We start from the raw sequence: 21,375 nt of genomic DNA, 5'->3' as shown, positions 1-21,375 counted from the left end.
AAGGACGCCGCAGCGCGGCTTTTGCGCACCACCCCCGCTTACTCAAGGAGAGACCCATGAGCCCCCAAAGCTCCATTCTCGAAGGCCGCAGCACCATCTACCGCAACGAAGTTTTTCAGACTGGGCTCATGAGCCAGCTACTGGACGGGATTTATGACGGTGATATGACCATCGGCGAACTCCTGGGTCACGGAAACTTCGGCGTGGGCACCTTCGACGGCCTCGACGGGGAAATGATCGTGCTCGACGGCACCTGCTACCAGATGCGCTACGACGGTTCCATCTCGCTCGCCTCGCTCGACCAGAAGACCCCCTTCGCCGTCATCACCAACTTCGTGCCCGCCATCAAGCGCGAACTCCCCACCAACTTGCTGCGCACCTCAGCCAGCCAGGTGCTGGATAACTTCACCCTGTCAGATAACTACATGTACGCCATCAAGATCGTGGGCGACTTCGAGTGGGTACGCACCCGCACGGTCAAGAAGCAGGAGAAGCCCTACCCCAAGATGGTGGACGCAGTAGAGGGTGAAGACATTGTCCAGTTCGACAATGTGCCCGGCACCATCGTGGGCTTCCGCACCCCCATCTACGAGCAGGGTATCGGTGTTCCCGGCTGCCACGCCCACTTCATCGACGACGAGCGCACCCGCGGCGGGCACGTGGTCGACTTCAAACTGCGCAGCGCCCACGTGGAAATCTGCCCCGGCACCGGCCTGCGCCTACGCCTGCCCCTCAACGAAGCATTCTCGAACGCAGACCTATCACCCGAAGACCTGGCAGACCAGATTTCCAAGGCTGAGAAGCACTAGGTAAACGGCTAATCTTTACCCCGGGTAGAACAGCTTTTCGTAGACAGCCCGGGCCTGGCGGGTGATGCGCAGGTAGTCATCTTCGAGGACGCGCGCTGAGTGGGGGGCATACCCGCACCAGCGGGCGATAGCTTCAAGGTCTGAGCGGGTGGTCGTCAGGGTATCCGAGGCGCGGCCGGTACGGAGCACGTTCAGGCCGCGTATCTTGGAGGCCAGTTTCCAGGCTGATGAGAGCAGGGTGGCGTCCCTTTCATCGACCAGCTCTGCCTGCACGGCGGCGTCCAGGGCCTTGAGGGTGGAGGTGGTGCGCATGCCCTCGACCCGGTGGGCGTGCTGCAGCTGTAGGAGCTGGACCAGCCACTCGACGTCCGTCAGCCCGCCTCTGCCCAGTTTGAGCTGGCGGGTCTTATCGGCCCCGCGGGGCATGCGTTCGGTTTCGACCCGAGCTTTCATACGGCGGATTTCGGTGACCTTCTCGGCGGGGAAGGTGGTGGGGTACCGGTAGGGGTCGATGAGCTCAATAAAAGCTGCCCCTACGTATTCGGAGCCCGCGAAGGGGCGGGCCCGCAGCAGGGCCTGGAACTCCCAGGTATCGGCCCAGCGCTCGTAGTATTCGCGGAAGGATTCCAGCGAGCGCACCATGGCGCCTGCCTTGCCTTCGGGGCGCAGGTCAGCGTCGATTTCGAGCACTTTTTCGGCGCGGATCGGCGGGGTGGTGGGTTGTTTGAGCAGGGCGACCATGCGGTTGATCAGGTCGGTGGCTTCGGTTTGGGCGGCTTTTTCGTCGGCCCCGTCGCGCGGTATGTGCACGTACATGAGGTCGGAGTCTGAGCCGTAGCCGATTTCGGCCCCGCCCTGGCGGCCCATGGCGATGACCGCTACGTCGGTGAGTGGGGTACGGCCATCGATGTAGGTTTCTCGTTCGGCGATGGCAAGAGCCGACTGGATGGCGCCTCGGTCGATGTCGGATAGGCCGTGGGCTACTTCTGCGTTGCTGTTGATGCCGAGCGCTTCGCCCATGGCGAGGCGGAGAATTTCGCGGCGGCGCACCATGCGGACGGCACGGATTGCTTCGGGTGAGTCGGTGTGGCGGGTGAGCTGGGAGCGTAGTTCGCCGATGATGACGTCGGTGGCGCGGGGTTTGAGGTCTTCGGTGCGGTCGAGCCAGGCGATAGGTTCGGGGGTGTCTTCGAGCAGGTCGGTGATGAAGCGGGAGGACGCCAGCAGGGTGCAGAGGCGCTCTGCTGCGGCCGGTGAGTCGCGGAGCATTCGCAGGTACCAGGGGGTGCCGCCCAGGGACTCGCTGATGCGGCGGAAGCCGAGCAGGCCGGCGTCCGGGTCCACGCCCTTGGCGAACCAGCCGAGAAGCACGGGCATGAGGGTGCGCTGGATTTCGGCTGAACGGCGGAGGCCCTTGGTGAGGGCTTCGATGTGGCCCATGGCGCGGCGGGGGTCCTTGTAGCCCAGGGCTGCCAGGCGGTCTTGCGCTGCCTGCGGGGTGAGGGCCACTTCGTCCTTGGAGAGGTGGGCAACGGCGGCTAGCAGCGGACGGAAGAAGAGGCGCTCGTGCAGGGATTTCACGGCGCGTTTGATACCGGCCCACTGTTTGAGCATCTCTGGCTCGGTCAGCTGGGTGGGGGCCAGGGGGGAATTCATGGCGCGCGCTAGCGAGCGCCGGTCGTTTTCTTTGACCGGCATCAGGTGGGTACGGCGCATGTAGAGCAGCTGGATGCGGTGCTCCATCACACGCAGGGTCGCGTAGTTATCTGCGAAGTCGTGGGCGTCCTTGCGGCCGATGTAGCTGGCTTTTGCGAGGGCCGCGATGGAGTCGGTGGTGCTCTGGGTGCGGACGCTCTCATCGGTGCGGCCGTGCACGAGCTGCAGAAGCTGAACGGTGAATTCTACGTCGCGTAGGCCTCCGGGGCCGAGTTTGATTTGTCGGTCGATGTCGGCGGCAGGGATGTTGTCGGTGACGCGTTGACGCATGGCCTGCACTGACTCTACAAAGGAATCGCGGGCGGCAGATTCCCAGATGAAGGGGCGCATGGCTCGGGCCCAGCGGACGCCCAGTTCGGGGGTACCTGCGATGGGGCGGGCTTTGAGCAGGGCCTGGAATTCCCAGTTTTCGGCCCACCGCTTGTAGTAGGTGGTGTAGGACTCTACGGTGCGTACCAGGGCGCCGTCCTTACCTTCGGGGCGCAGGTTGGCGTCGACCTCCCAAAGGGCGGGTTCGGGGGCCGGGGCCATGATGGCCTTGGAGAGGGCCATGACCAGCTCGGTACCGATCTGGGTCAGGGTATTTTCATCGAGGGGGGCAAAATCTTCGGGCAGGTCGGCCAGGGGCTTATGGGCGACAGCGTAGACCACATCGACGTCTGAAATGTAGTTGAGTTCGCGGGCGCCGCATTTACCCATGCCGATAATGGCAAGTTCTACAGCGGCTACGGTCTGTTCACTGCGGTTCTGGGCTACTTCGGCGCGGGCAATTGCCAGGGCCCCTTCGAGGGCGGCTGCGGCCAGGTCTGCCAGAAGACGGCCAACGGTGGGCATGAACTGTACCGGTGCGAAGCTGGTGAGGTCGTAGATCGCGAGTTCGGTCAGGTGACGGCGGTATGCAACGCGTAGGGCGGTGTAGGCTTCTTTGCCGGTGAGCTGGGCGACCGGGGCGGACGCAGCCGGGTCGGCTCCCACAGCCGTTAGCAGGTCGCGGCGGTAGACGGTATCGAGCGGAGCGATAGGGGCGAGGTATTCTTCGTCGGTCTCGGGCAGCAGCGAGACGGGAAAATCTTGGCCGTCAAAAGCCCTAGGGTCAATCTCTAGCAGGTCTGCGTGCTCGGGGTGGCGAACCAAGAACTCCCCCAGCGCCTCGGAGCCGCCCAGTAAGCGGTAGAGGGCCTCGGCGTCCGCTCCCCGCGCAGCTAGCTGCGCCACCTTGGGGGCACGTTCAATGAGTCTAACCAGGGCAGGAAGCGCGATATCGGGAGAAGGGGCTAGACGCAGGCCCTCAAACAGTTTGGCGCGGTCTAGGCCTTCTAGCTCCCGGGAGTTGAGCCAGCGGGCGCTTTTAGCCGCATCGTAGAACCCCAGCGATGCCATCTCGCTCAGCAGACGCACCTGGGCCTTGCGTTCTTCTTCGGCGCGGCGGGCGGCTTCTTCGGGGGTTTCGTTCTGCGGGGTCTGGGTCACCGCTGTCTCCTTGGGTATTAATTACAGCAGGCGCAACACCGCCTGTGGTGTTGCGCCTGCATACGGGCACTAGAGGATACCGAGATTGTTCTTGAGTTCGTAGGGGGTTACTTCGGCGCGGAAGGCGTTCCAGTCGCGGCGCTTGTTGCGCAGGAACTGCTCAAAGACCTGCTCGCCGAGGGTTTCGGCCATGAACTCTGATTCTTCGGTACGGTGGATGGCGTCGTGGAGAGAGGACGGCAGGGCGTGGTAGCCCATGGCGCGGCGTTCTGCACTGGTCATCGCCGAGATGTCTTCGGTGACGGCGGCGCTGGGCAGCTCGTACTCGTTTTCGATGCCCTTGAGGCCAGCTGCCAGGATGACGGCGTAGGCCAGGTAGGGGTTGGCAGCTGAGTCGATGCCGCGGTACTCCATGCGGGCTGACTGCATCTTGTTGGGCTTGTAGAGGGGAACCCGCACCAGGGCGGAGCGGTTGTTGTGACCCCAGGAGACGTAGGAGGGGGCCTCGCCGCCGCCCCACAGGCGCTTGTAGGAGTTGACGAACTGGTTGGTGACCGAGGTGAACTCGGGAGCGTGGCGCAGGACGCCGGCAATAAAGTGCTTGGCGGTGCGGGAGAGCTGGTACTCAGCCCCTGCCTCAAAGAAGGCGTTGGTGTCGCCCTCGAAGAGGGAGAAGTGGGTGTGCATACCGGAGCCTGCGTGCTCGGTGAAGGGCTTGGGCATGAAGGTGGCGTAGATACCCTGGGAGAGGGCGACTTCCTTGATCACGGTGCGGAAGCTCATGATGTTATCGGCGGTCTGCAGGGCATCGGCGTGACGCAGGTCGATTTCGTTCTGGCCGGGGCCGGTCTCGTGGTGGGAGAACTCCACCGAGATGCCGATTTCTTCCAGGGTGGTCACTGCCTTGCGGCGGAAGTCCTGCACCACGCCGCCGGGAGTGTGGTCAAAGTAGCTTTCGGAGTCGACCGGTTCGGGGAAGCCGCTGGGGCCCAGTTCCTTTGACTTGAGCAGGTAAAACTCAATTTCGGGTGAGGTGTAGCAGGTAAAGCCCATACCCGCTGCCTTAGAGAGAACGTTCTTGAGCACGCCGCGGGTATCTGAGGCGCTGGGCTCCCCGTCGGGGGTGAGAATATCGCAGAACATGCGGGAGGTCGGCTCTTCATCCCCGCGCCAGGGCAGCACCTGGAAGGTGGAGGGATCAGGCTGCAGCAGCATATCTGACTCGTAGACGCGGGACAGACCTTCAATCGATGAACCGTCAAAACCGATGCCCTCGTCAAAGGCGCTCTCAACTTCAGCCGGTGCAATAGCAACAGACTTAAGCTGGCCCACCACATCGGTAAACCAGAGGCGGACGAAACGCACGTTGCGCTCTTCGATGGTGCGCAAAACGAATTCTTGCTGACGATCCATGTAACCTATCCGTTCATGTCTAAAGGTGGTGCCCGCACCCCGGTGGGCGGGCAAACGAATCCTTAGCATCAACTCTAGAACGTAACCGCCTTGCGTGCCCACCTGGCACGCTCTGACCCCGGTAACAGTAACGTGTTTTAAACATTTCTTTCACCGACTGAGATAAAGCGGGCCCGCTCCGGTTGCGGTGCGCCTGCAGGCTACTAGAGTTAAAGCATGCTCAACGAAGAAACAGCACCCTACGGGTCCTCAACCCCCACCCCCGCCAACACCCCTCAGGACGCTGAGGCAAGCGTCCTCGCCGTTAAAAAGGTGCGCACCGTGCACCTGCAGCAGGCCAAGGACGCCGGTGAAAAGTTCGCCATGCTCACCAGCTACGATGCCCTGACCGCCACCATCTTCGACCGGGCCGGTATCGAACTGCTGCTCATTGGTGACTCTGCGGGCAACAATGTGCTGGGGCACGAATCAACCCTCACCATTACCGTTGATGAGATGATTCCACTGGTTAAAGCTGTTTCTACCGCAGCCAAGCGGGCTATGGTCGTCGCTGACCTGCCCTTTGGCTCCTACGAGCAATCCCCCGCCCAGGCCGTGGCAACCGCTGTGCGCTTCATGAAAGAAGGCGGAGCGCACGCTGTCAAGATGGAAGCCACCGCCCACCACGTAGACCACGTGCGCGCCATGGTTGCAGCGGGCATACCCGTGATGGCTCACATCGGCTTCACGCCCCAGTCTGAACATGCCCTCGGCGGCTACCGGGTGCAGGGCCGCGACGGCGGTCAGGCCCTCAAAGACACAGCCCTGGCCCTCGAAGAAGCCGGTGCCTTCTGCCTGCTCATGGAAATGACCCGCTCCGATGTTTCCGCCGACATCGACGCCTCAGTGCGCATCCCCATCATCGGTATCGGGGCGGGCGCGGACGTCAGCGGGCAGGTACTGGTCTGGCAGGACGCCTTCGGCCTACGTCAGGGCAAGATGGCCCGCTTCGTCAAGCAGTACGCCAACCTCTACGACACCCTCTTTGAGGGAGCAAGCGCCTACCGGGCAGACGTGCGCTCAGGAGCCTACCCGGCGGCGGAGCATCGGTTTGATCAGTAACCAGCAATGGTGAAGTAAGTAGAGTTGGCTCGGGTTCGCAGCGAAGCTGCTGGCTCGGGGCTGGCGTGAATCACGTGTGAGCGCCAGCGAACCCGTGAGAGGGTCGGCAGCGAGCGCGAACCGGAGTCAGCGTTACTGAGCTCTACCAGGCGTCCTTGCCCTCGTCCCATTCTTCGTTGCGCTTTTTCGCCTTCTCCATGGCATGCTCTGCTTCTTCACGGGTACTGAAGGGGCCCCAGAGCTCGGTGATTTTGGACTGCTGGCCCTCTTCGACCTGGCCGGTGCTCAGGTTGTACCAGTACTGGGTGTCGTGGGGGCCGGGGGTGTAGTCGTTCAGTGACACAGGGTCTCCTTTGTAGTTGATTGATGTTGCACACACCACTCTACGCCCGGTTAGGCAAAAGATACAGCTTTTGGCAACGCTCCTAGGCGGGCCAGCCGGTGCGTAGCGGATAAGCTAGAAGGCATGTCGACATCATCTAACAGCCACAACCTCCCCGCTGAGCCGGGTAAAGCCCCCGTGGGTAACCTGACACCCGGCGTTGTAGCCCCCATGCGCCCGGTACCGGCGCACATCGTCCGCCCCGAATACGTGGGCAAGCCCGAAGCCAATGAGGGTCAGGGCTCAAACTTCTACACCCCCGAAGAAGTAGAAAAGGTGCGGGCGGCCGGCAAAATTGCCGCCGGAGCCATTGTTGAAGCTGAAAAGATCGCTGTTCCCGGCACCACCACCAACGACATCGACGTCTTGGTGCACGAATACATCTGCGACCACGGGGCCTACCCCTCAACCGTTGACTACCGCGGCTTCACCAAGAGCGTGTGCACCTCGCTGAACGAGGTCATCTGCCACGGTATCCCCGACTCCACCGTGCTTGAAGACGGCGATATTCTCAACCTCGACGTAACCGCCTACCTGCACGATATGCACGGTGACACCAACCGCACCCTGCTCGTTGGGGATGTGGATGAAGAGTCCCGCCTGCTGGTTGAGCGCACCGAAGAGGCCCTAAACCGCGCCATGAAGGCGGTACGCCCCGGCCGCGAAATCAACGTCATCGGGCGCGTCATCGAAAAGTACGCCGCCCGCTTTGGCTACGGCGTGGTGCGTGACTTTACCGGTCACGGTGTGGGCCGTGAATTCCACTCCGGCCTGATTATCCCCCACTACGATGCGGCCCCTGCCTACAACACCGTCATCGAAGAGGGCATGATTTTCACCATCGAACCCATGCTCACCCTGGGCACCATCGAATGGGATATGTGGGAGGACGACTGGACCGTCGTCACCCGCGATCGCAAGCGTACCGCCCAGTTTGAACACACCATGGTTGTCACCGCCGACGGCGTGGACATCCTTACCCTGCCCTAAACACCATCACTCTCAAAGGAGCGCTCATGACTGACGCAGTCACCCCCGAGGTCCCGGCACCTACCGCAGCTGACCTGGTTATCGGTATCGATATCGGAGGCACCGGCATGAAGGGCGGTATCGTTGATATCCGCACCGGCCAGCTGGTGGGCGAGCGCTTCCGCATCCCCACCCCGCAGCCTGCCACCCCCGAGGCCTGCGCATCTGTGGTCCGTGAAATCGTTGATGAGCTGCAGGGCCGTGAGCTTGCTCCCCTGCCCGATGCGGCTATCGGTATCGACTTCCCCGCCATCGTGAAGAACGGTGTTACCCTTTCTGCTGCGAATGTGCACGAGTCCTGGATTGGCGCTGACCTTGAGGGCATCATGAGCAAGGCCCTGGGCGGCCGTACCGTCTACGCCCTGAACGACGCGGACGCTGCCGGCCTGGCCGAGGCTACCTACGGCCAGGGTAAGGATAAGGACGGCCTGATTGCCGTGATTACCCTGGGCACCGGTATCGGTTCAGCCCTCATCATCAACGGCCAGCTGATTCCGAACACCGAGCTGGGTCACCTTGAGATTGACGGCCACAACGCCGAATCTCGTGCATCAGCCCGTGCCCGTGAAATTCACGAGCTGTCCTGGAAGAAGTACGGTAAGCGTCTGCAGCGCTACTTCTCCCACGTGGAGTTCCTCTTCTCCCCCGACCTGTTCATCATCGGCGGTGGCATCTCGAAGAACCCCGAGAAGTTCATGCCCTACTTTGAGGATGAAATCCGCACCCCCATGGTCATGGCCCAGCTGCGGAACAACGCTGGCATTGTGGGCGCTGCCCTGTGGGCAGCTGGCCACCCCAGCGAACACGAGCGCCGCGCCGCCGCTCAGGGCTAAAGCCCCAGCATTCAGTTAGCAGGACGCCGCCTGCTCACCTTCCTTGCCCGAGGGCAGAGAAAGTGGGTAGGCGGCGTCCTTGTGTCCCCTTTTTTGTTGGTGTGAACGTTTTTTCATATTCTCTTAATGAAAGCTCCGTAAAGTTTCTTAGATAATCATTCATCAACCGGGCTTTTGCGGGCTCGGCTTTCGTAAGAAACACAGGTCATGCACCACACCCACACCAACGAACCGGTGCGCGTTGTGCTCTACAGCCACGATTCACAGGGGCTGGGGCATGTGCGCCGCAACCTAGCGATTGCCCACCATATTGCCCGGACCGTCCCTGAGCTCACCGGCCGGCCGGTAGCTGGTCTACTGGTATCAGGTCTACCCCAGGCCAGTGTATTTCCGCTTCCTGCCGGTTTTGATTGGGTCTTTATTCCCAGTATTCGCAAGGCTCAGGGCGAGTATGCTTCTCGTTCTCTTGGCGCTCCTACCTCCCTGCTGGTCGAGCTGCGTTCCCAGCTGCTACATGCCTCGCTCTTGAGCTTCAACCCCGATGTAGTGATCATTGACCGGCATATTTTTGGGGTGATGCGTGAGTTGCAGCAGCCGCTGGCGGCGCTGCGCGAGCGTAACCCCTTTGCACACGTGGTGCTAGGTCTTCGTGAGGTGCTTGATGCCCCGCAGGTAGCCCATGCTGAGTGGTATAAAAACGGTGACCCTGCTGATCTTCGGTCGGTGATCGACTCCCTCTGGATTTATGGGGACCCCTCGGTGCATAACCCGGTTGAAGCTGGAGAGATACCGGAAGAACTCGCAGATAAGGCTAAATTCACCGGTTACCTGGCTCTTGGTAGGGGTGAGGCAGAGCCCACCCAGCCCCTTGAACATGCAATGCCTTTTATCCTGACCACTGCCGGTGGAGGGGAGGACGGCGCAGCTCTGCTCGAGACTCTCGTGCGGGCAAGCGTTCCCGAAGGGTTCGAGCATCTGGTTATAACCGGCCCTCAGCTAGCTACCGAGACTTTTGATCACCTGGTGCAGTTAGCGGCTCCAGGAACCAGGGTTCTGCATTCTCTGCCCGGGCTGAGTCACTATATCGAGCAGGCAGCTGCTGTGGTCTGCATGGGCGGGTATAACACCACCAATGAAGTGCTTGCTTCGAGCACCCCGGCACTGATTGTTCCTCGAGAAACCCCGCGCACTGAGCAGCTAATTAGGGCTCAGGCTATGTACGCTCACGGCGTGGTTGATTACTGCCGCGCTCAAGACCTAACCGTCACTACCGCCGAAGATTGGCTGGAGCAGGCGGTTCACCGCCGGGTAGATCGTACCCATATTGAACGTGATGGCCTGTGGCGCACCGCCACCCTTGTTGCAGAAATTGTGGTGGGTAGCCACCGCCCTACCCCGGTTCAGGAGGACTCATGCCCCGCATAGGTTATGTGCTCAAGGTCTACCCCAGGTTTTCTGAGACCTTTGTGGTGACCGAAATTCTAGCGCGTGAAGCTGCCGGTGAAGACCTGAATATTTACGCTCTTCGCCCCACCACCGACACCCGTTTTCACCCCGAACTGGCCCGGGTTCAAGCACCTGTTGCCTGGATTCCGCGTGCTAGCCAGTCAGCTAGGTTCTGGGAGCAAATCGCCCATTCCCTTCCCACCGCAGCAATGCGTGAGCGCTTTGGCCGTATTCTCCCCCAGCTGCTAGAACTTTCTGCCTCAGACGTGCTACAGGGCGTGACGCTGGCCCAGCGCATCCAGCAGGACGGCATTACCCACCTTCATGCCCACTTTGCGTCTTTGGCCGGGCGCATGGCCTGGGTTGCCCACCAGCTCACCGGTATTCCCTACACGGTAACAACCCACGCTAAAGATATTTTCCATGAGTCGGTTGATATGGGCTGGCTTCGCCGGATTTGTGGCGATGCCCAGCACACGATCGCTATCTCCCGCTACAACCAGCGGTACCTCAACCGGGTGCTAGAAGGTACCGGCGCTAACGTCGTGCTGCAGTACAACGCTCTAGAACTTGACCGCTTTCCCTACTCCACTCCCCCTCAGCCCCAGCCCGGCCAGCCTCTGCAGGTGGTTGCGGTCGGCAGGCACGTTACGAAAAAGGGGTTTGCCGAGCTGCTAGACGCCCTCAAACTCACCGTTGAGCGGGGTGTGGACGTCCGCCTCACCCTGGGTGGGTCAGGCGAGCTGACCCCTGCCCTCAAGCAGCAGGTGGCTGAGCTAGAGCTGGGCGATAGGGTTACCTTCCCCGGTCCCCTCACCCAGCAGGAGGTTTGCGCACTGCTGGCCGACGCCCATGTCTTCGCGGCCCCCTGCATCCCGGCAGCCGACGGCAACATGGACGGGTTGCCCACCGTCGTCCTTGAAGCCATGGCAAGCGGTGCGCCGGTCATTGCCACCAGCGTGACCGGTCTGCCTGAGGTCGTTCACGACCGCGAAACCGGTCTGCTACTGGAACCCAAAGATATTACCGGCCTGGCTGATGCTCTCGAGGCGGTAGCAACCGGTCAGGTCGATACCCTGGCGCTGTCCCGTGCCGCCCGCGCACTCATCGAGCAGTCTTTCGATAGCCGCTCCCAGGCCCGGGCCCTGGCTGCTTTGAACCAGCCCTCTAATCGAGAAGGAAAGAAATAATCATGCGTATTGCCTATGTTTGTGTTGACCCGGGCATTCCCGTTTTTGGTAGCAAGGGGGCTTCAGTCCATATTCAGGAAGTTGTGCGCGAGCTACTGGGCCGTGGCCACGAGGTCAAAATTTTTGCTACCCGTAGCGGCAAGCAGGTTCCCGTGGATTTGGCTGGTGTGCCCCTTGAGCTCTACCGCATTGAGAGTAAGGACGCCGGTGAGCGCGAAATTGCCCAGCAGCAGGTAGCAGCGCACATGGTGGCAGATCTCCAGGAGTGGGGTGCCGACTTTGTCTACGAGCGTTATTCCCTCTTCTCCACGGTCCTGGCCGACAGCGGCCTGCCCGGTGTACTGGAGGTCAATGCTCCCCTGATCGAAGAGCAAAAGACCCACCGCGTGCTCGTCCACGAAGACCAGGCCCACGATGCACTAGCGCGTCAGGTAAGAGCAGCCTCAGCTGTGATCGCTGTCTCGGATCAGGTGCGCTCATGGGCAGAGCAGAAGGTGCCCGGAGCGCAGGTAACCACTGTGCCCAACGGCGTAAGCATCAGCCGTATTACCCCCGCTCCCGAAAGCGACCGGGGCGTGATTGTCACCTTCGTGGGCACCCTCAAGCCCTGGCACGGCGTCTCAGACCTGATTGCGGCTGCTACCCTGGCCAAGGAACCCTGGAGACTGCGCATCCTCGGTGACGGGCCCGAGCGTGAAGCTCTTGAAAACCAGGCAGCCCAGCTTGGCTTAGAGGTAGATTTCGCCGGTGCCATTGCCCCCGAAGAGATGCCCGCAGCCATTGCAGGCTCAGCGATCGGCGTTGCCCCCTACCCTGCTCCCTCAGACAATAGCGAGCACTACTTTTCACCTCTAAAAGTCTATGAGTACCTGGCTGCCGGTCTGCCCGTGGTAGCAACGGGTATCGGCCAGATCCCTGAAACCATTGAGGGGGCAGGCACCTTGGTTCCCGGCTCTGACCCGCAAGCCCTGGCCCGCGCTATCGATGAGCTGGCAGCCGATCATCAGCTCCGCGCCAGCTACGGCAAACGGGCCCGCGAACTGGCTGTTCAGAAGCACTCCTGGGAGCAGGCCGTCACCCGCATCATGAGCCTGGCGGGGTACTAGGATGGCTAAACGCATACAGAAAAAGGCCCTGCGCCGCACCCTTGAACTGATCGGCCCCGATATAAAGCCGCAGAAAACCCTGGCAGCAGGTGGCACTTTAGCCCTGCTTCTTGAGGTTGCCTTTCGTGTGCTTGAACCCTGGCCGCTCAAATTTGTGGTTGACGCCCTGTCGGTGAGCCTGGGTGCCCAGCAAAGCGGGCCCGCCGCGTCCTGGTCCCTCATCCTATGGTGCGGCCTCGTCCTGATCCTCATCGTGGCGCTCCGTGCCTTTACCAACTACCTTGCTACGGTAGCCTTCACCCTGGTCGGTTCCCGTGCCTCGACCCTGTTGCGGGCCCGGGTTTTCAACCACGTACAAGACCTGCACCAGGGCTTCCACGCCCGCAACCGCTCGGCAGATACCGTCCAGCGCATCGTGGGTGACGTAGCCAAGCTGCAAGAAGTAGCGGTCACCGCAGGTCTGCCTCTGATGGCTAACATGCTCACCTTGGTCGTCATGCTCATCGTCATGATGGTCATTGACCCGGTGCTCTCCCTGGTCGTGGTCGTAGCCCTCATCGTCTTCCCGCTGATCTCCCGCGGCACCGCCCGCAAGATCACTCAAGCCTCCCGCCGCACCCGCAAGGCAGAAGGCCAGCTAGCAAATACCGCCCAGGAGTCACTTTCCTCCATTAAGGTGGTCCAGGCCTACAGTCTGCAGGAGCACATCGGCCAGCGCTTCGTGGTGGCCAATAAGAAGTCTTTGAAGGACGGGGTCCGCTCCCGCCGCCTGGCTGCGCGACTGGAGCGCGGAACCGACGTGATCGTGGGGATTGCAACCGCTGCCGTGATGGTGGGCGGCGCCTGGCGCGTCATGGAAAACCACATGACCATCGGGGATCTGGTGCTCTTTACCACCTACCTCAAAACCACCATGAAGCCCCTGCGCGATATGGCAAAATACACCGGCCGAATCGCCCGCGCTACGGCAAGCGGCGAGCGCGTCGCTGACCTTATGGACGTGGAAAACGACCTCGCCCAGCTTGAGACACCTGAGCCTCTGGGCGAGGTAACAGGTCGCCTGGTCTTTCACGACGTATACACCGAGTACGAGGGCAACCCCGTGCTGCGCGGCCTGAATCTGACGGTGGAGCCGGGTGAATTTGTGGCTGTGATTGGGCCTTCGGGTGCCGGCAAGTCCACCCTGGTGTCCCTGCTGGGCCGGTCCCAGGACCCGGTCTGGGGTACCGTCAGCATCGATCAGACGACTGTTGCCACCACCGATATTGAGGAGCTTCGCGCCAATATTTCCCTGCTCCATCAGGAGGCTGTGCTCTTTACCGCCAGTATCCGTGACAACATCCGCTACGGCCGGTTCGATGCTACCGACGAGGAAATTGAGGCAGCTGCCCGCGCTGCCCACGCCGCTCCCTTTATCGAGAAGCTACCCGATGGTTACGACACCATGGTCGGCGAGCGCGGCGGTACCCTGTCGGGCGGTCAGCGGCAGCGTATCGCCATTGCGCGGGCTTTGCTGCGCGATACACCGATTGTGGTGCTCGATGAGGCAACCACCGGCCTTGACCCCGAGTCTGCGGGGCTGGTGATGGACGCTATTGAGCAGCTCGTGGACGGCAAGACCACCCTGGCGGTCACCCACGATACCGAGGTTGCCCTGCGTGCTGACCGCGTGGTCTGGCTTGAGAACGGCAAGGTGCAGCTCGATGGCTCGCCGGCTGAGTTGCTCAAGACCAGCAAGGTCTTCCGCACCTGGGTCTCGGCTGGAGAAAAGGACCATAACGAGATTCGGCTGGGAGGTGCCTAATGGTTGTTTCAACGACGTCTGCTGCTCTTAACGCGGTTCTTGAGCCCGGTTGGCTCAGTGACCGGGTGGGTCGCCCGGTTGAGGCCAGGTCTGTGCGCATTAAGCCGGGTACCTCCCTGCTGGTGGGCTTTCAGGGCACTGGCACTAACGGTGAGGACGCCCCGGGATGGTTACGGGTGATGTGGCCAGCAGGTGCCAAGAAGGCTGCCCGCCATGAGCTCAAGGCACGGGCGCTGGGGCTTGACGCGCCGGTGAGCCCGGCCCTGCCGCAACTGGCTCCGGGGTATTACCCGGTATCAGCTCACGAAGCGGGTACAGCCCAGGCCCGTGGCTTTGAAGCCGGTTCGGTAGTGCAGTTCGGTTCGGTTCTCTCTGACCCCAAGCTCATGGATGTTCTCCAGTCAACCGGTGCCCTCAAGCCTCTCACCGGTACTGACCAGCCGAGCCCGAGCGTCCTGCGCTATAACCCTGCCCGCCGCCTGGTTGTGCTGCGCGGACGCCGGGTGGAGCGGGTGCTAGCCGGTGGTGGGGCCCCCGATACCGCGATTCACCGGTTTGTGGGAAAGCACCTGCCGGTGCCTCCCCTGTTGGAACCGGCTACCGATACCGGCCTACCTGCCCTTGAGTTTGTGGGTACTCGTGACCTCTCAGAGGCACAGACCGAGCAGCAGGCAGCGGCTGCTGGTGAACTCTTTGCCAAGCTCCACGCCAGCGTCCTTACTCTGCCCGCTACCCTCATGCGAGCGCTGGAGGAGAAAGCCCCTTCAGCTGACGCTGGCAGCAGCGGGTCTCGGCAGCTGTCGGTACATGCTGCGGTCTTAGAGTCTCTTGATGCGGAGCTTGCGGGCAGGTGTCGGCGCCTAGCTAGGGCTCTTCCGCCGGTTGCTGGTCCGTTGGTTTTGCTGCACGGGGATGCCTCACCCGACCAGGTCATTACTGACGAGGGGAATCAGCTGTGGCTGACAGATTTTGACCGGTCTCATATGGGGCCCGCGGCCCTGGACGTGGGCTCCTACTGCTCTACCAGTTCCCCGCAGGCTGCCGCCGCCTTTTTAGAGGGTTACCGGGCAGCCGGTGGGGCAAGGATCTTGCCCGAAGATTTGCTCCTGGGAAGCGCCCATGCGCTTGCCCTGAAAGTGGTTGAACCGCTGAGGCGGGCTAGCCCCACCTGGCGTAAAGAGATAGCCCGTAACCTGGCACGAATCGAGAACCTGCTATGAAACATTCCCCGGCATTTTCACGGATGTTCTCCGCGGCAGCGGGCGATCTACTGCCGCCGGAGCAGACCATCAGGCGAGCCTGGCCGGGTAAGGCGGGCAGTTTAACGCTTGAAATCACCGATACCCGTACCGGTGAGCTCAGAGCCGGAACAATCGACGCTACCGGTAAGCTCACTCTGCTCTCCCCCGCCGGCACCGACCCGAAGCTGCCAGAGCTTGCCGCAGATAGCTCGGCTCCTGACGCCAAGCTACTGGTTCACCGGGCAGGTAAACGGGCAGTGGTGCGGCACCCGCAGAAGGTCACCAAACACCTCAAGCCCTCAAAGGTTTCCCACGTTGCAACGGCCACTGAAGCGGTCGGCAGGTTGGCAGCTTCCAGCGGTTTTTCTGTGGCTCGGGTAGCTGCTACCAGCACCGGTCGCCTAGATTTTTCCCTCCTGCCGGGCAAGTCTCTGTTCGACTGGGCAGATCAAGGGCAGGACGCCTGGGTCAGGTTTACCGAGATCTGGCCAGAATTCTTGGCGTTGGGGGCGCAAGCTTATCGGGGTAGCCAGATGCTCCCGGCTAGCTCCGGCAGCTTCAGCCCGGCCGTGCACGGCAGTGGTCAAGAAGCGCAGGTACTAGCCCAGTGGAAGGAGCAGGTAGATAGCTTTGGGGCTTTTGCTTCCCTCGCCTCGGGGCAGCTCCTGCTCGAATACATCGACCGTCTCATCGCAGACCTAGCCTCAGGGGCTGAGGACGACTACGTTCTTCTGCACCGCGACCTTCACGACAAGCAGCTGCTGTGGGATGGCACCTCACTGGCACTGATTGATCTCGATACGGCTGCCTACGGTGAAGCAGCCCTCGACATGGGAAACCTCCTGGCCCACCTGGAGCTGCGGGCAGTTCAGGGTATCTACCCGCAGGACTTCTCCCAGATTGTCATTCAACTCCTCGAAACTCTAGGCACCGATAGCGGGATCAGCCCCCAACGCCTCGATCTCTACAGACAGGCTGCCCGCACCCGCATCGCCTGCGTCTACAGCTTTAGGCCCTCCGCCCACCGCTGGTTAGAAACCTGGATCGACCACTCGCTCAACCACCTCTAAAGACTCAAAGGAAACACACCATGAAAATTTCTGTCATCGGCTGCGGCTACCTCGGCGCCGTGCACGCAGCAGCAATGGCCCACCTGGGTCACCAGACCATCGGCATCGATGTTGACCCCCACAAAATCGAAACCCTCTCAGCGGGTCAGGCTCCCTTCTTCGAGCCGGGATTCCCCCAGCTTCTGCGTTCCTCCCTCGACGCTGGCAAACTCAGCTTCCAGCTTGCGCCAGCCAGTGATACCCTTGCCGATGTTGATGTTCACTTTATCGCTGTGGGCACTCCCCAGTCCGATTCAGGTAAGGCAGCTAACCTCACCTACGTTGAATCAGCCCTCGACATGATCCTGGAGGCAATCCCCGCCGGGAAGAAAGCTGCGGCTACGCCCGGGCGTCCTGCCACCGTCATCGTCGGCAAATCTACCGTTCCTGTGGGCACCGCCAGCCGCCTAGCTGAGCGCGCCGAGCAGGCAGGAGCCGTACTGCTCTGGAACCCCGAATTCTTGCGCGAGGGCTTTGCAGTACAAGATACCCTGCACCCCGACCGCCTGGTCTACGGCCTGCCCGCAGAACCCCGGGCAGCCCAGGCCGGGGCAAAGGCGCTCGATGCTGTCTACGCACCGCTACTGGCCGAGGGAATCCCCCAGATCAAAACCAACTACCCCACCGCTGAACTGGTCAAAGTAGCGGCTAACTCCTTCCTTGCCACCAAGATTTCCTTCATCAACGCCATGGCCGAGCTCTGCGAAGCTACCGGCGGCGATGTGACCGAGCTAGCCCACGCAATTGGCTACGACGAGCGCATTGGCAACAAGTTCCTGCGCGCCGGTGTGGGCTTTGGCGGCGGCTGCCTGCCCAAGGATATCCGGGCTTTCATGGCCCGGGCCGAAGAGTTGGGAGTTGAAGATGCAGTGAGCTTCCTCAGAGATATCGATGCCATCAACCAGCGCCGCCGCGACAGGGTCGTCACCGAGTCTCTTAAGGCCTTCGGTGGAGAGATTGAGGGAGCCCGCATCACCGTTCTAGGTGCTGCTTTCAAGCCCAACAGCGACGATATCCGCGACTCCCCGGCCCTGGAGGTCGCCCTACGCCTGGCAGATGCCGGTGCCGCTGTGACCATCAGCGACCCCGAGGCCCTGCCCGGCGTTGCCGCCCGTTACCCCCAGCTCACCTGTGTACAGGATCCAGAACAGGCTCTAGCAGGTGCCCAGCTGGTACTGCTTCTGACCGAATGGCAAACCTTTGTAGAGCTCGACCCTGCCCACGTAGCGTCGCTGGTTGAGCGCCCCCGCATTATTGACGGCCGTAACGCCCTGGATAAGGACGCCTGGCTGGCAGCGGGCTGGGACTACGCAGGCTTGGGTCGGTAGTGCTACCCCTCGGTCTTAGCTGAGAAGACCTTAACTGTCTGGGCACCCAGAGGCAGCTCACTTTCAGGATCTGACGTGAGTTCTAGGTGCCATTCCTGGCCCTGAGGGTGTTCAGGCAGCACAAGGTCGCTCTGGTCTCCAAGGTTGAAAACCATCAGCAGATAACCTGAGTCGTCATCTCCCACCATCATCTGGAGGCAGTTGAACCCCTCGCTGTGCCAGTCAGTTCCCTCTACGGGGCTACCGTCAGCACGCCACCAGCTCACCCGATCATCGTGCAAGAAAGCGTTCTGGCGTAGCTGGCTGAACCTGCGGCGCAGCTCAACCAGGGAGGAGACATAGGAGGTGAGGTCAGTATCTGCCTGCTGCCAGTCCAACCAGGCAATCTCGTTGTCCTGGCAGTAGGCGTTATTATTACCCTGCTGGCTGTTGCCCAGCTCGTCGCCTGCCAGCATCATCGGTACACCCTGAGACAGCATCAGGGTTGCCAGCATAGCCCTCACACGCCGGTCGCGACGACCGAGGATAGCGGGGTCATCGGTTGCCCCCTCTACACCCAGGTTGTCGCTGTGGTTATCGTTGTGCCCGTCCCGGTTATCTTCCCCATTCGCCTCGTTATGCTTGTGGGCAAAGCTTACGAGATCGCGCAGAGTAAACCCATCGTGGGCGGTGAGGAAATTGATGGAGGCGGTTGCCGGGCGACCACTGTGGTCAAAGCGGCTGGCGGTACCTAAGAGCGCTGACGCCAGCGAACCGATGGTATCGGTATCGTTGCGCCAGGCGCGGCGTACGCCGTCACGGAAGGCATCGTTCCACTCGCGCCAGGGGTGGGGGAAGTGACCCAGCTGGTAGCCACCGGGACCAATATCCCAGGGCTCGGCAATCATCTTTAGCGACCGCAGCACCGGGTCCTGGCTGATGGCCTGAAAGAAGGCTGCTTGCGCGCTGAACCCTGCCTCAGTGCGACCCAGGGTGGCTGCGAGGTCAAAACGGAAGCCATCGACACCGTAGCGGGTAGCGAAATGACGGAGGGAGTCAAGCACCAGACGCAGGACGTTGGGGTTGCGGACGGCCAGGGTGTTGCCGGTCCCCGTATCGTTGGTGTAGCCGCCGTCGGTGTTGCGCAGATAGTAGCCAGCGTCGTTGAGACCCCTCATAGACAGTGCCGGGCCCTCGTCACCGCCTTCACCGCTGTGGTTGAAGACCACATCGAGAATTACTTCGATGCCCTGCTCGTGCAGAGCGTGCACGGCTGCTCGGAATTCGGCGTCGGCTCGTTCACCGTCGCTTTGCCCGGGAGCCTGTCGTTTGGAAGCGTACCGCGGCTCAAGGGCAGAAAAACCGATGGGCTGATAGCCCCAGTAGTTGGTGAGATCTCGCTGAACCAGGTGCTGGTCATCGATAAAGGCCTGCACCGGCAGCAGTTCAAGAGTGGTAACTCCCAGTAAGCGCAGGTGCTGAATGATGGCCGGGTCTGCAAGAGCGGCATAGCTGCCGCGCACATCTGGGTCAATATCGGGGTGCAGCTGGGTAAGACCCTTAACGTGGGCCTCGTAGATGACGGTCTCATCCCAGGGGACGGCCGGTCGGTTAGTCGCAGGATCCGGGCCCTGCGGGTTATCATCAAGCACGATGCCCTTGGGGACGACCGGTGCGCTATCACCTGGGGTGGCCGCGCTCATGAGGGGGTCCCAGCGCAGCGGTGACTCGAGCAGCCGCGCTGCGGGGTTAATGAGTAGTTTCTCTTCTACAAAAGCAGGCGAATCGCCGGTGGCGCGGAAACCGTAGCGGTCTCCCGGTTGCACACCGGCGATATCGCCTACCCAGTGTTCGCCATCTTTGCTGGTGAGCTCGTGGCGGGTTTCGTGATTCTGGTTATCGAAAAGACAGAGCCAGACCCGGTTTGCTCCGGGTGCCCATACTTCAATTCTCATTCAATGAGAGTATCAAACATCCTTGCGTACTCGGCCGCTGATTTCTCCCAGCTGACCGTGGTGCTCATCGCTGTGTGACAAAGCTTTCGCCAGGCGTCCTCGTCCTGATAGAGGTCAAGGGCGCGCCCCAGGGCAAAGCTGAGCGCGCCGGCATCGATGACTCCGCCCAGGCGGGTATCACCAAAGGTAAAGCCGGTGGCAGAGCCGCTCTCAAGGTTTTCTGGGGTGGCATCAGTGACCGTATCGCGAAGCCCACCTGTGGCAGCCACGACCGGAACAGCTCCGTAACGCATGCCGTACATCTGGGTCAGCCCGCTGGGCTCAAAACGGGACGGTACAAGTACCACGTCGCCACCGGCGTACATGCGGTGGCTCAGCCCCTCATCGTAGCCCAGGCGGACGCCCACAGCACCCGGATAGCGGGCAGCTAGTTGGGTGAGCTCGTACTCGTAGTGGGCATCGCCCGACCCGAGAATAGCTACCGCCCCTCCCCGATCGAGGAAGCCGGGCAGGGCGTCGATGAGCAGATCAATGCCCTTCTGATAGGTCAGGCGCGTTACCACAACCGCTAGTGGTCCGGCGGGAGCTTCAAGCTCAAACTCTTCGAGCAGGCGCTGGCGGTTGACGCTCTTATCTGCAGGGTTTGCCGCAGAGTAGGGCACGATAGCCGGGTCAGTTGCGGGGTCCCACACCTCGGTATCTACCCCGTTGATAATTCCCTCTAGCTCACCTCGATCGCGACGCGCTGCCACAACTCCCTCAAGGCCGAAGCCGAAGTCGGGTGATGTGAGCTCCTGCGCGTAGCTGGGGCTCACCGTCGTCAGGCGCGACGCGTGCACCATGCCCGCCTTCAGGGTTGAGAGCAGGCCGTGGTATTCCAGGGAATCCGGGGTGAAATCCCAGGTGGGAAGGCGCAGATAGTCCAGCTGATCGGCCCCTACAACCCCCTGGAAGGCGATGTTATGCACGGTCATCACGGTGGGTACCTGCGCACCGGCATACTTGAGATACGAGGGGGTTAGCCCTGCCTGCCAGTCGTGGGCATGCACCAGATCGGGCTTCCAGCGGTCGCTAGTACCGTGCTGGGCAATCTGAGAGGCAACCCACGAAAGAGCAGCGAAGCGGACGTGGTTATCCGGGTAGTCTCTTCCGTCGGCAGAGTACGGGCCTCCGTCCCTATTAAAGAGGTGGGGCGCATCGAGCAGAAGCACGTTGAGACCGTCGATAGTCCCACGAATGACGGCAGCGGGCCCGCCGAAAAGGTCCTCGTCACGCCAAACTCGGGTGCCGCGTCCTAGCCTCTCTAAGAGACCGGGGTAGGCAGGAAGCAGCACCTTGCTCTTCCACCCAAAGGGCTCCAGGGCGGCAGGCAGAGCACCCACCACATCGGCAAGACCCCCCGTTTTAATCAGTGGGGCACATTCTGAGGCAACCGAAAGAACGCGTTTTACACGTCGTGCCATA

Annotated in this window: 16 protein-coding genes; 11 read left to right on the top strand and 5 right to left on the bottom strand. The window is 61.6% G+C overall.

What is annotated here, in order from left to right; translation table 11 throughout:
- The first annotated feature begins 56 nt into the window (after positions 1 to 56).
- On the top strand, positions 57 to 809 hold the full coding sequence (gene budA, locus L6963_RS05905) for an acetolactate decarboxylase (protein ID WP_237207176.1): 753 nt from the start codon (positions 57 to 59) through the stop codon (positions 807 to 809).
- Between the two features lie 15 nt (positions 810 to 824).
- Here the strand turns inward: budA and L6963_RS05900 are convergent, their stop codons facing one another.
- Positions 825 to 3,995: a bifunctional [glutamine synthetase] adenylyltransferase/[glutamine synthetase]-adenylyl-L-tyrosine phosphorylase gene (locus L6963_RS05900; protein WP_272878938.1), complete on the bottom strand. Its 3,171-nt coding sequence runs from the start codon at positions 3,993 to 3,995 to the stop codon at positions 825 to 827.
- Between the two features lie 69 nt (positions 3,996 to 4,064).
- On the bottom strand, positions 4,065 to 5,408 hold the full coding sequence (gene glnA, locus L6963_RS05895; RefSeq protein ID WP_237185416.1) for a type I glutamate--ammonia ligase: 1,344 nt from the start codon (positions 5,406 to 5,408) through the stop codon (positions 4,065 to 4,067).
- Between the two features lie 216 nt (positions 5,409 to 5,624).
- On the opposite strand from glnA, the gene panB reads away from it, so the two are divergent.
- Positions 5,625 to 6,509: a 3-methyl-2-oxobutanoate hydroxymethyltransferase gene (gene panB, locus L6963_RS05890; RefSeq protein ID WP_237207177.1), complete on the top strand. Its 885-nt coding sequence runs from the start codon at positions 5,625 to 5,627 to the stop codon at positions 6,507 to 6,509.
- A gap of 142 nt (positions 6,510 to 6,651) precedes the next feature.
- On the opposite strand, the gene L6963_RS05885 is transcribed toward panB, so the two are convergent.
- A complete protein-coding gene (locus L6963_RS05885; protein ID WP_237205042.1) occupies positions 6,652 to 6,852 on the bottom strand; it encodes an SPOR domain-containing protein in 201 nt (66 codons plus the stop codon).
- 123 nt (positions 6,853 to 6,975) lie between these two features.
- On the opposite strand from L6963_RS05885, the gene map reads away from it, so the two are divergent.
- The 9 genes from map to L6963_RS05840 all read left to right on the top strand — a co-directional run bounded on the left by map (position 6,976) and on the right by L6963_RS05840 (position 17,977).
- Positions 6,976 to 7,881 (top strand): type I methionyl aminopeptidase, encoded by a 906-nt coding sequence (gene map, locus L6963_RS05880; protein ID WP_237195367.1) that lies wholly within the window; start codon positions 6,976 to 6,978, stop codon positions 7,879 to 7,881.
- Between the two features lie 26 nt (positions 7,882 to 7,907).
- The gene (ppgK, locus tag L6963_RS05875; protein WP_237207178.1) at positions 7,908 to 8,753 is read left to right on the top strand and encodes a polyphosphate--glucose phosphotransferase; all 846 of its coding nucleotides are present in this window, start codon (positions 7,908 to 7,910) and stop codon (positions 8,751 to 8,753) included.
- Positions 8,754 to 8,960: 207 nt separating this feature from the next.
- Positions 8,961 to 10,178, top strand: a complete 1,218-nt coding sequence (locus L6963_RS05870) for a glycosyltransferase family protein (protein WP_237207179.1) — start codon at positions 8,961 to 8,963, stop codon at positions 10,176 to 10,178.
- Positions 10,166 to 11,389, top strand: a complete 1,224-nt coding sequence (locus L6963_RS05865) for a glycosyltransferase (protein WP_237205041.1) — start codon at positions 10,166 to 10,168, stop codon at positions 11,387 to 11,389. Before L6963_RS05870 ends, L6963_RS05865 begins: the two co-directional genes overlap by 13 nt.
- Positions 11,390 to 11,391: 2 nt before the next feature.
- Complete coding sequence (locus L6963_RS05860) at positions 11,392 to 12,495, top strand: glycosyltransferase family 4 protein (protein WP_237205040.1); 1,104 nt, start codon at positions 11,392 to 11,394, stop codon at positions 12,493 to 12,495.
- 1 nt (position 12,496) lies between these two features.
- Entirely contained in the window at positions 12,497 to 14,299 is a 1,803-nt protein-coding gene (locus L6963_RS05855; protein ID WP_237195358.1) for an ABC transporter ATP-binding protein, read from the top strand.
- Positions 14,299 to 15,519 carry a phosphotransferase family protein gene (locus L6963_RS05850; protein ID WP_237207180.1) on the top strand — a complete coding sequence of 407 codons (1,221 nt, stop codon included), beginning with the start codon at positions 14,299 to 14,301 and terminating at the stop codon, positions 15,517 to 15,519. The genes L6963_RS05855 and L6963_RS05850 overlap by 1 nt, the downstream gene beginning before the upstream one ends.
- A complete protein-coding gene (locus tag L6963_RS05845) occupies positions 15,516 to 16,610 on the top strand; it encodes a phosphotransferase family protein (protein ID WP_237207181.1) in 1,095 nt (364 codons plus the stop codon). The genes L6963_RS05850 and L6963_RS05845 overlap by 4 nt, the downstream gene beginning before the upstream one ends.
- Before the next feature lie 20 nt (positions 16,611 to 16,630).
- Complete coding sequence (locus tag L6963_RS05840; RefSeq protein ID WP_237207182.1) at positions 16,631 to 17,977, top strand: UDP-glucose dehydrogenase family protein; 1,347 nt, start codon at positions 16,631 to 16,633, stop codon at positions 17,975 to 17,977.
- A 2-nt stretch (positions 17,978 to 17,979) separates the two neighbouring features.
- Here L6963_RS05840 and glgX read toward each other — a convergent pair whose 3' ends face one another.
- Together glgX and glgA are read right to left on the bottom strand one after the other, a co-directional pair.
- Positions 17,980 to 19,911, bottom strand: a complete 1,932-nt coding sequence (gene glgX, locus L6963_RS05835) for a glycogen debranching protein GlgX (RefSeq protein ID WP_237207183.1) — start codon at positions 19,909 to 19,911, stop codon at positions 17,980 to 17,982.
- Positions 19,908 to 21,374: a glycogen synthase GlgA gene (gene glgA, locus L6963_RS05830; protein WP_237207184.1), complete on the bottom strand. Its 1,467-nt coding sequence runs from the start codon at positions 21,372 to 21,374 to the stop codon at positions 19,908 to 19,910. Before glgA ends, glgX begins: the two co-directional genes overlap by 4 nt.
- Position 21,375 lies beyond the last annotated feature (1 nt).

The sequence above is a fragment of the Rothia nasimurium genome, from assembly GCF_928392795.1.
Lineage (GTDB): Bacteria > Actinomycetota > Actinomycetes > Actinomycetales > Micrococcaceae > Rothia > Rothia nasimurium_F.
This window is presented reverse-complemented; position numbering and strand designations above follow the sequence as displayed.